Origin of the sequence: Mycobacterium sp. 852002-51057_SCH5723018 (assembly GCF_001667035.1) — a bacterium.
Taxonomy (GTDB): domain Bacteria; phylum Actinomycetota; class Actinomycetes; order Mycobacteriales; family Mycobacteriaceae; genus Mycobacterium.
Map to the genome: position 1 here is coordinate 45,986 of NZ_LZIR01000120.1, position 12,276 is coordinate 58,261.

10 protein-coding genes, 1 tRNA gene and 1 pseudogene are annotated in these 12,276 nt (G+C 65.9%); 4 read left to right on the top strand and 8 right to left on the bottom strand.

Going from position 1 to position 12,276, the window contains the following annotated elements; translation table 11 throughout:
* Positions 1 to 12: 12 nt before the first annotated feature.
* From A5764_RS24150 to A5764_RS29580, 5 genes and pseudogenes are all read right to left on the bottom strand, one after another.
* Positions 13 to 1,758 carry a biotin-independent malonate decarboxylase subunit beta gene (locus tag A5764_RS24150; RefSeq protein ID WP_231989800.1) on the bottom strand — a complete coding sequence of 582 codons (1,746 nt, stop codon included), beginning with the start codon at positions 1,756 to 1,758 and terminating at the stop codon, positions 13 to 15.
* Complete coding sequence (gene mdcC / locus A5764_RS24155; RefSeq protein WP_067118343.1) at positions 1,755 to 2,063, bottom strand: malonate decarboxylase acyl carrier protein; 309 nt, start codon at positions 2,061 to 2,063, stop codon at positions 1,755 to 1,757. The genes A5764_RS24150 and mdcC overlap by 4 nt, the downstream gene beginning before the upstream one ends.
* Positions 2,060 to 2,950 (bottom strand): triphosphoribosyl-dephospho-CoA synthase, encoded by an 891-nt coding sequence (locus A5764_RS24160; RefSeq protein ID WP_067118346.1) that lies wholly within the window; start codon positions 2,948 to 2,950, stop codon positions 2,060 to 2,062. The genes mdcC and A5764_RS24160 overlap by 4 nt, the downstream gene beginning before the upstream one ends.
* 4 nt (positions 2,951 to 2,954) lie before the next feature.
* Positions 2,955 to 4,601, bottom strand: a complete 1,647-nt coding sequence (gene mdcA / locus A5764_RS24165; protein ID WP_067118349.1) for a malonate decarboxylase subunit alpha — start codon at positions 4,599 to 4,601, stop codon at positions 2,955 to 2,957.
* A gap of 14 nt (positions 4,602 to 4,615) precedes the next feature.
* Positions 4,616 to 5,380, bottom strand: a pseudogene (locus A5764_RS29580) (aldo/keto reductase); the annotation flags it as partial.
* 1,209 nt (positions 5,381 to 6,589) lie between these two features.
* Here A5764_RS29580 and A5764_RS24175 point away from each other — a divergent pair.
* The 4 genes from A5764_RS24175 (at position 6,590) to A5764_RS24190 (ending at position 11,129) form a co-directional block, all read left to right on the top strand.
* A complete protein-coding gene (locus A5764_RS24175) occupies positions 6,590 to 8,203 on the top strand; it encodes a GAF domain-containing protein (RefSeq protein ID WP_067118488.1) in 1,614 nt (537 codons plus the stop codon).
* Between the two features lie 908 nt (positions 8,204 to 9,111).
* Positions 9,112 to 9,438, top strand: coding sequence for a hypothetical protein (locus A5764_RS24180; RefSeq protein ID WP_156664848.1), 327 nt, complete (start codon positions 9,112 to 9,114; stop codon positions 9,436 to 9,438).
* Entirely contained in the window at positions 9,438 to 9,623 is a 186-nt protein-coding gene (locus A5764_RS24185) for a helix-turn-helix domain-containing protein (RefSeq protein WP_067118355.1), read from the top strand. The genes A5764_RS24180 and A5764_RS24185 overlap by 1 nt, the downstream gene beginning before the upstream one ends.
* Positions 9,624 to 9,698: 75 nt before the next feature.
* Positions 9,699 to 11,129, top strand: a complete 1,431-nt coding sequence (locus A5764_RS24190; protein WP_067118358.1) for a site-specific integrase — start codon at positions 9,699 to 9,701, stop codon at positions 11,127 to 11,129.
* A 115-nt stretch (positions 11,130 to 11,244) separates the two neighbouring features.
* Here the strand turns inward: A5764_RS24190 and A5764_RS24195 are convergent.
* The 3 genes from A5764_RS24195 to A5764_RS24205 all read right to left on the bottom strand — a co-directional run bounded on the left by A5764_RS24195 (position 11,245) and on the right by A5764_RS24205 (position 12,254).
* Positions 11,245 to 11,316, bottom strand: a tRNA-Val gene (locus tag A5764_RS24195).
* A 54-nt stretch (positions 11,317 to 11,370) separates the two neighbouring features.
* Positions 11,371 to 11,832, bottom strand: a complete 462-nt coding sequence (locus A5764_RS24200) for a peroxiredoxin (protein WP_067118361.1) — start codon at positions 11,830 to 11,832, stop codon at positions 11,371 to 11,373.
* On the bottom strand, positions 11,832 to 12,254 hold the full coding sequence (locus A5764_RS24205) for a DUF3052 domain-containing protein (protein WP_067118364.1): 423 nt from the start codon (positions 12,252 to 12,254) through the stop codon (positions 11,832 to 11,834). Before A5764_RS24205 ends, A5764_RS24200 begins: the two co-directional genes overlap by 1 nt.
* Positions 12,255 to 12,276: the final 22 nt, after the last annotated feature.

Here is a 12,276-nt window from a genome sequence, read left to right on the forward strand (position 1 = left end):
CACACGTCGTGATTAGCTCCATTGCCGTGCCAGCCGGTCCCTGACTGCGATCGAGGCGCTCCTGCTCTTCGCCGCGTCGGCGCTGGTCATACGGTTCGACAGGTCAAGGGGTCCCGTCCTGGCCCGTTCAATTGCCTGTGCGATCGCAACCCGGACCAACAGCAGATCGGATTCAGTAGGGTCATCTGCACTGGACACCGACAGGAGCCCGTCGCAGAACCCCAAGGCCGCCCAGTCGCGGACTCGGTAGCTCAGTGGTTTGACGATCGTGGCAAGCGCGTCTAACTGTTCGATCGTGCGCTGGGTGATTCGCGCGGCTGCCGGCTTGTGCATCGCGTGGATCTCGACGCCGGGGTCATCCAGGGCGAGCATCTGGTTCGCTTGTAAACCATGGGCGAGAAAGCCGCCCGACAGTGCCGTGCCGACGACCAGGGCGATCACGGGATGCCCTGCGAGGCGAGCTGAATGGTAGGCGTCCACGGCTGTGGCGATTGCTTGGTGCAGCCCCGCCATCTCTTCGATCCGCCCATAGGCCTGGCTTGGAAGATCGACGACCGCGACGACGGCGCGCTTGTCTTGGGCCGCTTTGTGTGCCTCGCGCCGCGCCACTGCGCGCACCGCCTCGGCAAGGAGCAGCGACTCGCTGAGTCCGACCTGCCCTTCGCGCGCCCGGTGGAACGGGTTCGATGCGTCGGGCACCACGGCCAGATACGTGATGTCCGCAGTGTCGGCACGCAGCACCGACGGAATGAGCGCAACGGGGGCGCTGCCACCCGCTGAACGAGCGAGCAAGCGAAGCCATGTTGCGCCGCGGCTACTCGCCGGCTCGTCGGACGCGGGGCGCGCGAATCGCCGTTCCGAGACGGTCTCGTAGGCGGGCCCCCACATCCGTCGCAGCTGTCCTGGCTCGGGTGGGTCCGCGGGGTCGAGCAATGCGAGCCGATTGCTCAACACCTCGGTACGTTCGCTGCGGTGAGTCCCTGCTTGCTTGGGTGGCGCGCCGACGGCTGCGGTCACTGCCTCCCGGATCGCCGAGGCGTCGTCGAGGACCAGTTCGTCGGCCAACCCAGTGCCCACGCGCTGCTCGCCGCCGTCGATTGACCAGATGAGCGCCTTGTCGGACGAATCGAACTCGCTGATGCCGCATTCTTGCTCGATGACGGCGGGTCCGTTGAGTCCGATGCGCGCCTCGCGGGTGACGATCAGTTGGCTGCACAGACCAACGGCGATGCTCAAACCCCCGAAGGAGCCGACTGCGCCGGCCACCACTCCCACCACCGGTGCCCACCTGCGCAGGTCCAAGATCGCCGAGCAGATCTCGGCAACGGCGTTGAGCCCCAGATTGGCCTCTTGCAATCGGACTCCGCCGGTCTCGAACAAGATGACCGCCGCCGTGCGGGTGGCCGTGCGGGACTGCTCGGCCGCTAATCTGAGCAACTGGCTGATCTTGGCCCCGGACACCTCGCCGATGCCGCCGCCCTGGAACTTCTGCTCGATGGAGGCGACGACGACCGGCCGAGAGTCAATCGTGCCTTTGGCAATGACGACGCCGTCGTCGAACTGGGGCACGATCTCCTGCGGCTCGAGCCATGGCGACTCCAGCCGGTCGAATGGCCCGAGCAGAACGCGCATCGAATCCGGATCCAGCAGTGCGGCCGCGCGGGCGTGGGCGTCGCGTTCCAGGAAGCTGTCGCGCGCAAGAACGTGTTGCCAATCAGTGGCACTGGGTCGCTGCTGCGGTGGCGTCGCGCGGGTCACTTCGATTCTCCTGCGGTCGCCAGCTGGGCTGCCTGGCGCAGCCGCAGCGCCACGACGCCCGGGGTGGCGCCGAAGTCGTTGATCTCCCACCGCCCTGCCAGGGGCTGCTGGGCGAAGAAGCGTTCCAGTACCGCCTGCCAAGCGGAGTCAAACCCGTCGACGCTGGTACGCACCCGAACCGTGGCGGTGTCGGCGGGGGACGCGGTGTCCACCACGATCTCCAGGTCGCCGGACGCGACGACGCCCACGTGGGCTGCGCGGACTACTGCGGCGTCGGCATCGAAGCTGTAGTCAAGGGTTCTCATGTCACCTCCGGCATCGCGATGGTCGGCGGCTCGAACTGGCCGCCGTGGGCGTGTTCGTCGAGGAACATGGCGGCGGCGAGGAGGTCGCCGCTGCCGCCAGGTGACAGGCGACGCCGGCGGGCTTCTCGGTCCATCTGGGCCAGCGCCAGGTCTCCGCCCGGTGTGCCTGGGCCGCCCTGGGCCAGCACTGTGCGGGCCGCGTGTTGCATGGCGGTGAGGCCGCCGAAGCCGCCGCGGTGCAACAGGCACGTGTCGTCGAGGCGGGCGATCAACTCGATCAACGCGGACAGTCGGACGGCTTGAGCGCACAATCCTTTTCTCCGCCCGTCCTGCAGCGCCGCGACGGCTAACCGTACGTGAGGGAACCCTCGTTGCGCCTCGCCGCGGGCGCCTGCCACCGCGTAGCGCCGCATGACCATGGAGCCGTGCGAGTCGGGCCGCAATGCGGATGGAGCTGGATCGGACAGTCGAGCCAGCTGCGCGCCGTACTCGGCGATGCCGTCGACGTCGTTGGCGTTGACCGCTCCGCAGACCAGGAGGCCGAGCGCCCAGAGCGCGCCCCGGTGGGTGTTCACGCCGGCCGTTGCGTCCAGCATCCGTTGTTCGCCGCGCCTGCCCGCGGAACCGACGGCCGCGCGGAGGTCGACGTCGGGGTGTCTGCCGACAGCCAGGTCGGCGAGCCCGACGAACGTCGGTTCGAGTGCGCGGGCGGAGGCGATGAGTGTGCTGAGATCCATGTCATCGTGTGCGGAGAGTCCGCGCGGGTCGACCAGGCCGGGTTTTGGCGCCAGCTCGGCCTCGTCGACCATCGCTGTCACAGCGGTGCGTGCGACGGTCCGCGAGGTGGTCTCGACGCGCGCGGGGGCGCCGAGGGCGGCGAGCGTCATGTCGTCACCAGTCCCGGAACTTTTCCGGCGGGTTGTAGAGGCCGCCGGACCAGGCCACCAAGTCGCCGATGCTCTTCGCGGCGAGCAGCGATCTGTTGGCTGCCGACACGTCGACCCCGAGATCGGAGGGGTAGCAGACCACGCCGTCCCGGCGAAGGCGTTCGACGGTCTTGGCGTCTGCGCGCCTGCCCACGGGGGTCACACCTGCGACTGCGGCTATTGCTTCGCGGCGTTCGTGCAAGCTGTCCGTCTTGAACAGATAGGCGACGCCCTCCTCGGTCACGACGTGGGTCACGTCGTCGCCGTAAATCATCACGGGGGGAATCGACAGGCCAGCCTGCTCGCCGACCGTGATGGCATCCAACGACTCGACGAACGTCGGCGTGCCGCCCGAGCGGAAGGTCTCGGCCAGTTGCACGACCACCTTGCGGCCGCGCAACGCTGCGCCCTCGCCATGAGCCAAGCCAAGCCAGGTGGGTGACGAATGGCGCCGTCCGCGGGGGTCGTGGCCCATGTTGGGGGCTCCACCGAACCCCGACAGCCGACCGTCGGTCACCGTCGATGAGTTGCCATCTGCATCAATCTGCAACGAGGATCCGATGAACATGTCGATGGCGTATTGCCCGGCAAGCTGGCACAGCACCCGGTTCGACCGCAACGAGCCGTCCCGACCAGTGAAGAACACGTCGGGTCGCGCCGCGGTGTACTGCTCCATGCCAGACTCGCCGCCGAACGAGTGAATCGACTCCACCCAGCCGGACTCAATGGCCGGGATGAGCGTGGGATGAGGGTTGAGCGCCCAGTGCCTGGCGATCTTGCCCCGCAGACCCAGCGACTCGCCGTAGGTGGGCAGGATGAGTTCGATCGCGGCCGTGTCGAAGCCGACGCCATGGTTGAGCGAGACGACCTCGTGCCGCTCGTATACCCCGCGGATGGCGATCATTGCCTTGAGGATGGCTACGTCGTTGATCTGCCGCGGGTCGCGGGTGAACAGCGGCTCGATGGCGAAGGGCCGATCGGCCTCCACGATGAGGTCGATCCAGTCGCCGGGGATGTCAACCCTCGGCAGCTGCGAGGCGTCGTCGACGATTTCGTTGACCTGGACGACGACCATGCCGTCGCGGAAGGCCGTTGCCTCCGCAATCGTCGGGGTGTCCTCCGTGTTGGCGCCGGTGTAGAGATTGCCGTGCCGATCGGCCTGTACGGCAACGAGTAGCGCCACGTCCGGGCACAGGTCGACGAGCATGCGCGCGTACAGCTCGACGTAAGTATGGATCGACCCTATCGTCACGACACCGTCCTCAACGAGCTGGGCGATGCGCACGCTTTGCGGTCCCGCGTAGGCCAGGTCGAGCTTGGTGGCAATGCCGTTTTCGAACAGGTCCAGATGCTCGCTGCGCGACACCGACGAAATCAACATGTGCAAGTCGTTCACCTCGGACGGGTCGACTTGGGCCAGCGTCCGGGATAGGAAGTCCGCCTGCTTCTGGTTGTCGCCTTCCAACGCCACCTTGTCGCCGCTGCGCAACAACGCCGTCAGCGCGGGTGTCAGCTGTTTGGGGTCGACGATCTTTCCCCGGGTATAGGGCGAAGCGGCGGCGAGCCGTTGCGCCTTCGCCAATCGTCGGGTGTTCCAAACCCTTACTGCCACCGCGGATCTCCTGTGCTTGAGATGGCCGCCGACCAGGGCGAGCCGAGCTCGTCGGGGTCGAGCCCGAGTTCCTCGCGGGCCATGGTGTCCAACGCGGCGTCACCGTCCTTCATGATGGTGATCGTGACCCGCTCGGCCTCCACTGCGCCATTGGCCCTTGGCTCGATAGATCAGGGCCAGTTCCTCAACCTCGGCCTCGGGGTCGTCGCGCAATTCCTCGGATCCCAGGCTGATTTCGCGTTCATAGGACTCTTTGTGGCTGCGCATCGAAATGTATTCTCCGGCGGCCAAAATTTGGTCAGCGGTGTAATTCGACACCCCGATGTGGCGGATCTTGCCGTCGGCTATGAGTTCGCCCAACGCACCCGCCGTCTCCGCGACGGGCACGGTGGCATCGGGCCAGTGCACCTGATAGAGGTCGATGTAGTCCAGGCCCAGCGCGGCAAGGCTCGCGTCCACGCCTCGGCGTAGCCATTCCGGGCTGGCGTCGCGGACAACGCCGGTGTCAGTTTTGCGCAAGCCGCCCTTGGTGGCGATCACGAGTTCGTCACGGTACTTGGCCAATTCGTCGCGAAGCGCCATCCCAAGGATCCGCTCGGACGCACCGAATCCATACGCCTGCGCGGTGTCAAGAAATTGACACCGAGCTCTCGAGCGCGTCGGATCGCAGTCACGGCGGTGTCTGCATCGAACTGACCCCAGTCTCCACGTAGCTGCTATGTGCCGAAGGCGATGCGCGAGACGTGCAGTCCGGTCTTCCCCAATGTTGTTGTCTTCAAGGTCATCCTCTTCCTCATCACTGATGAAACCCTGCCGTTGCGACATGCAGGGTGTCTGCGCCGGTGCTCAAACTCCAACAATCCCGGGCCTGCGACGCGTTGTCGCCACCGCTGGCCTCCAAACGGACTGCCAGCTAGCTGGAATCGCTCAGCGCTAGCTGCGTCCGCGCGGATGCCCGAGCTGATTGCGGCGGCGAGTTCGTCATCGACATCGATCACCGGTGGGAGAACTTCGGGACGTAACGGGCACCGGATCCAGCCACCGTCCCAGCGCCCCGTCGTGGCGACGGGGCGGCCATCGGAACCCAACCAAGTCCTCGTCGGAGGGTCGCCTGCCGCGGCCACGGCGGCGGCGGGCACACCAGGTGGCACTGCCGAATCTGCGACGCGCCCGGCGCTCAACGCTCACGGCACTTCCCTTCAAGGCCGGGCCATGCCAGTCGGCTGGTTTGCGCCGGGCCCCGTACGTTAAGCCTTCAGAGGACAGTTGGCCGCGGCCATGGGTGAACGCGAGCATCACGGCGTTATAAGTACGAAAAATTTCCTCTCCCGGTGGGATCTCCAGTTGCGAAAGGTTTGGCGTGCAATTGAACCGGCGTTGTCTCCCGGTTGACGAGCCTGGCCACGGTCCTACAACTCGTTACGCTAGGGAGCTGCTCAGGCCGCGCGCAGTCTCTCCGAGTAAAGCCCGGCTGATGCGCTACCCCGTCCCACCTAAGACCTAAGCCGAACGCTACGCCAGGAGCTAAGCAACCCGCGCCTTCGGCTAGGACGCGCGACAGCTCATAGGGAGCACGTTCACCCCTTGGGCAAATAGCCCCAATTGGGGTGATTTGAGATAGCCAGCGACCTCAGCCTTAGTCTCGCCTCGGCAGCGAGCGACGTGTTAGGCGCCCTCCTGGGCACCCGACGGGAGCAACATCACTACTAATGATGTTGGGTGACCGTGCGACCAGGGTCAGGTGTCCCGCGCCCACCGTGCGAGGTGCGGTAATCGCCCACTCACCGCAACGTAGCCGTTGCGGTGATTCATTCAAAAAAAACGCCCATACTTAGCGGCATGGCGTTATCGCTTGACGCCACCTGCGGAGGTGCGCGGTGACCGAACGCCCGGATGAGCAGGACCGGCTCGCTGAGGCGGCGGGCATGCTGGGCGCAAGCCGCGACAAGCCAAGCCTGCCCGTCGAGCAGCAGGCCGCGCTGCGGCGGGTGGCGACGCTGGTGGCCCGCGGAGTGGACTCCTCTGAGCTGTTCGCGGCAGTGGCCGATGAAATGCGCCGATGCCTAAGTGCGATGACCGCGGCGTTGTTCCGCTTCGAGACCGGCGACGAAGTTACGCTGGTCGCCTCAGCCAGCGATCCGGCGTTGCCGTCGGATCCCGTGGGCCAGCGCATGACGATCGAGGGTGACAACCTCGCAGCAATGGTGCTACACACGGGCCGCCCCGCACGACAGGACAGCCTTGACGATGCAACCGGTTCGATCGCTGCAGTCGTGCGTGAGTTGGGCATTTGTGCGGCGGTGGGAGCGCCAATCATCGTCGATGGACGCCTATGGGGCGTGGCGACCGTCGCCTCGGTAGAACCTGGGCCTTTACCCTCCGATACCGAGCAGCGCGTCGCTGAGTTCGCCGGCCTGGTCGCCACCGCGATCGCCAACGCCGCCGCCCGCGACGACCTGCAGACTAGCCGCGACCAGCTCGCTGAGCTTGCCGAGCAGCAGGCGGCGTTGCGGCGGGCGGCGACACTCGTCGCACGCGGGGCCGCCCCGTCGGAGATTTTTGAGGCGGTAGTCGACGAACTGCTCGTATGCTTCCACGCGGACAACGGCGGACTGCTGCGCTACGAGGGCGACGGGACTGCCACCCTTCTGGCAAGCCGTACTGCACCGGGCATGGATTCGCTGCCTATTGGCTTGCGGATGACATTAGACGGCGACAACATCCCGGCGACGATCCTCAAAACCGGCCTCCCCGCACGCCAGGACAGCCTGGAGCACACGGCAAGTTCGCTTAACGAAATCATCCGCGAGATGGGCGTCCAGTCGGGGGTCGGTGTTCCGGTCATCGTCGATGGCGAGGTATGGGGGGTGATCGGCCTGGCATCATCGGTGCCGAAACCGCTGCCGGAGGACACCGAGGAGCGTATCGGTGACTTCACCGATTTGGTCGCCACCGCCATCGCCAACGCCGTCGCCCGCGATGAACTGATTGCCTCCCGCGCTCGGATCGTGGCGGCCGCCGATGACGCCCGCCGTCGCCTGGAACGGGACTTGCACGACGGAGCACAACAGCGTCTGGTCTCACTCGCGCTGCAACTGCGCCAGGCGCAGGGTTGGGTGCGACCCGATCAGCACGACTTGGAGGAGCAGCTGTCGGGCATCGTGTCGGGTTTGACCGCGGTTTCAACCGACTTGCAAGAGATTTCGCGGGGGATCCACCCGGCGATCCTCTCTGACGGCGGCCTGGGACCGGCGCTGAGGACGTTGGCTCGCCGCTGCGCGATACCGGCCAACGTTGACGTTCTCGTTGAGGGGCGACTGCCAGAATCGGTTGAGGTCGCCGCCTACTACGTGGTGGCCGAGGCGCTGACCAACGCCGCCAAGTACGCCCAGGCCTCCGAGGTGACCGTCTGCGCAGAAGTCAGGGAAGACAATCTGTGCCTGTCGATTCAGGACGACGGCATCGGCGGCGCGGATTCCCGCAAAGGCTCCGGACTCATCGGGCTTAAAGACCGCGTCGAAGTGCTCGGCGGCCACATGAATGTCATCAGTCCGCTGGGATGTGGCACGGCGCTGCACGTCACCATGCCACTCACCGGCTGAGTGCAAGGCATCCGGTCGTTAATTTCGTCTGCGCGGGTTGTTCGGGGCCGAAGCCAAGCCAAAGCCACACCGATCCCCGCACGGCGTTATAAGTACGAAAAATTTCCTCTCCCGGTGGGATCTCCAGTTGCGAAAGGTTTGGCGTGCAATTGAACCGGCGTTGTCTCCCGGTTGACGAGCATGGCCACGGTCCTACAACTCGTTATCCTCCGAGGGCTTTCATCAGCTCCTTGTGCATCCGGGCTCGCCAGTAGGCCGTTACAGCAGCGTCGTCGTAATGCCTCTTGGCGTGGACCCTGAGGCTGTCATAGGCTATCCGGTCCTTCTTGTCACGGCCCTTGATTCTCATGTATAGAAACTCTTAACCGCACCGGCTGGCGAGTGTCCTGCCGGAGTCTGGGTGGCTGAGGCGTGCAAATCGGGTTTCGGTGGCGGCGGACGGGAGCGGCCGAGCGGACGGGAGCCGCCACCAGCGAATCTTCGGGTTCACGTCGTCGATCACCCCGGATCGGCTGGGTCGGGGCCGAGCCGCGCGGGCACGGCTGAAATCCATACAGAGATGGAATCCCTTCCCAAACCACACATTCCACCTCCTAGATGGTCAGATTTCGCAATACCCTCGCGTACTCCTCGTCATACAGAGGCGGTACCGGACATGATGCGAGACGTCGTGCCAACCGAGGATGCCGCTGGCGGCCGGCGGCTTCGGCACGCTCGCCCGCGAGCGTTCGTCGACGACCCAAAGCCCGATTCGTGACGTCAGGCGATCGTGCGCGTCTGGGGGCATCACTGCCATCACTGGGCATCACTTCCGGCGCCTGGACCAGTCGCGCTGTGCTAGTTGCGCGATCCAAAAGAACCGCGCCAAAACAACAACCGGAAGGGATAGCACGGTAATGAGACTCAAGATGGACAGCACCAATGTGTCGTTTGCGTGCACACGAGCGCCAGAACCGGGTACGAACTTCAAGACGGGTCAGGCCAGCGTTGACAAGGCCACCGGCATGCCGCTGGGGCCGGCCCGAGTCATGGCCTTCGACGCGTCGGGCGGAGACGTGATTGGCGTGACGGTCGCCGGGGAGCCGAAGGTCTCCGCGGGACGTGCGGTCACCATCGCCGGTCTAGGCATCGCCTACCAACACGCTCACCCAGACAGCAGATGTGGCACCGGCGAAGGCCGCCGCCGGCGCATAAACGCACTTCCGCAGGAGACTGCCTACGGAGAGGCGAACTGATGAATCTGGAAGACAACGTGTTCAACGATTTACCCCTGCTGCTCGCGGTGCCTCGAGCCGCGAAGCTGTTGGGAATCAGCCGGCCCTCGGCCTACCGCCTGGCGGCCTCCGGAGACCTGCCCATCCGACGGCTGGGCAGCCGCGTCTATGTGGTGACCGCTGGCCTTCGTGAGCTAGCCTCGTGAAAGGCTCTGTCTAGCAGTGGCATTCCCAATTGATTGCCAGCGCGAATCGAGAATCACCACCGAGGAGTCCGACCGATGGGTGCCGAAACCGCCGGGGGCCCGACCACCCCCCACCGCCAAACGAGCGTGCGCGCCCGTCGTGCCTTACCGATCACCAAGCGCGTCGCTCGCAACGGAAAAGTCAGCTACACCTTCCAAATCGACGCGGGCACAAAGCCCGACGGCTCCCGCGATCGGCGCCGCTACACCTACGCGACCCTGGCCGAGGCCAGACGTGAGTACGCGCGTATTACCACCGAAACGTCAGCTGGGACCCTGGTCCGCCGCGACAAGGTGACCGTGGGCGCATTCTTGACGGAGTGGCTCGACAGCCGCCGTGTGCGCCCTAACACCCTGGACGGCTACCGCGCCGCCCTCAAGCCCGTCATCGACCATCTCGGCACGGTCCCGTTACAGCACCTCGACACCCCGCACCTCGACGAGCTGGTGACGTTGCGTCTAACCGGCGAACCGATCCCCCACCGTGCTAAGCGCGGGCGGCGGTCGGCCGAAGTCTTGGCCTACCTCCGCGCACAGTCAGACGGCGCGGGGTATTCGGAACTGCTGACGACGTTCGGCGAACCTGGCATCAAGGCACTCGACCGTCTGGTCCTACCTGGCGATGTTCTGCGCCCGCGGCGGGCGCGATACGTTGCTGCGGTGGCCGCCGAACCCGAACGTCCGAAAGTACCTGGCGGCGTGAGTAATCGAACCGTCTGCGCGATGCTCACTGTGCTGTCGTCGGCGCTCACCACGGCCATGAAGCGCGGACTGGTTGCACGTAACGTCGCCCAGCTCGTCGACCGCCCGGCCATCGAGCACCGCGAGATGTCGACGTGGACGCCGAAACAGGTCGAGCGGTTCCGCGAGCATGTCCGCCGCGACCGGTTGTATGCGTGCTGGCTTCTCACACTGGCTGGCTGGCGGCGCTCCGAAGTGCTCGGCTTGGCGTGGTCAGCGGTGGACTTCGACGCCGGGACCGTCAGCGTTGCCCAGGGCCGGGTCGTCGTGCGCGGCGCGGGTACCGCGACCGGTGGACCGAAGTCCGAACGCTCACGACGCACCCTGCCGATGCCCGCTGATGTCATGCTCGCGTTGCGCGCGCTGAGCGCGCAACAAAAGCGCGAACGGGTGGCGTTCGGCCCGACATGGATCGACGCCGGCCTGGTCGCTGTCAATCCAGACGGCTCCCCGATTCGGCCCGAGACTTATTCCAAGGCATTTCGCCGTCACTGCGCGGCTGCCGGTGTTCCTGTGATCCGGTTACACGACACTAGGCACACTGCCGCTACGCGGATGCTCGACAGCGGCGCCACTGTTTCTGCGGCAGCGAAGTGGCTGGGCCACGATCCGGCGATGACACTGCGGGTATACGGCCACGTCTACGACGACGCACTCGCCTCGGCGGGCGAGATGCGCTTTTCGGCCGGGCGCCGCGCGCCGGCGAGCGGCGCTGATCCACATTGACGGGCACACGCTCGACCGCGTGTGCGAACACAGTTGGCACATTCTTGGCACAACGGGGGTTCGCCAACCCAATCCCAGAGCGTCGCGTTAAGTCACTGACCTGGAAGAACAAGGGTGGGCGCGGACGGTATCGAACCGCCGACCGCTGGTGTGTAAAACCAGAGCTCTACCACTGAGCTACGCGCCCTGAAACCCGGGGGTCCGCCGCAGGCTACACGCCGGAAACCCAAGCACCCAAACGTCACGCCCGCAACGCCGCCAGCGCTTGAGTCCACGCCCGCTGGTCGCGGGATTCGCCGGGCTGTTTCATTTCGGCAAACCGAATTATCCCCGACCGATCGACCACGAAGGTACCGCGATTGGGGTAGCCGGCGTCGGCGTTGAACACGCCGTAGGCCTGGCTGACGGCGCCGTGCGGCCAGAAGTCCGACAGCACCGGGAAGGTGAACCCGCTCTCCAGGGCCCAGATCTTGTGCGTGGGCGGCGGCCCCACCGATATCGCCAGTGCCACGCTGTGGTCGTTCTCGAACTCCGGCAGGTGGTCCCGCAGCCGGTCCAGCTCGCCCTGGCAGATCCCGGTGAAGGCCAGCGGGAAGAAGATCAGCAGGACGTTGCGGGCGTCGCGGAACGAGCTCAGGGCCACGGGCTGCTGGTTTTGGTCGCGCAATGTGAAGTCGGGGGCGGGGGCGCCGACGGGCAGCATCAACGCTTCCCGGTCCGGGATTTGGGCTGCACCAGCCGGCTGGCGCTCCAGTCCCCGAGGTTGACCGACGACGTCGGCATCAAGCCGGCGGTGGGGGCCGCCTCGGCGATTTCGGAGGGCGGCACGTGGCCGGCCTTTCCGGTTTTGGGCGTCAACACCCAGATCACGCCGTCTTCGGCCAGCGGGGTGATCGCGTCCATCAGGGTGTCCACCAGGTCGCCGTCGCTATCGCGCCACCACAGCAGCACGACGTCAATGACCTCGTCGCTGTCCTCGTCGAGCAACTCACTGCCGCAGGCTTCCTCGACCGCGGCGCGGATGTCGTCGTCGGTGTCCTCGTCCCAGCCCCATTCCTGGACGACTTGGTCTCGTTGGATGCCCAGCTTGCGAGCGTAGCTCGGGGCGTGATCCGCCGCGACCAACGTGGAGCCTCCTTAAACCATC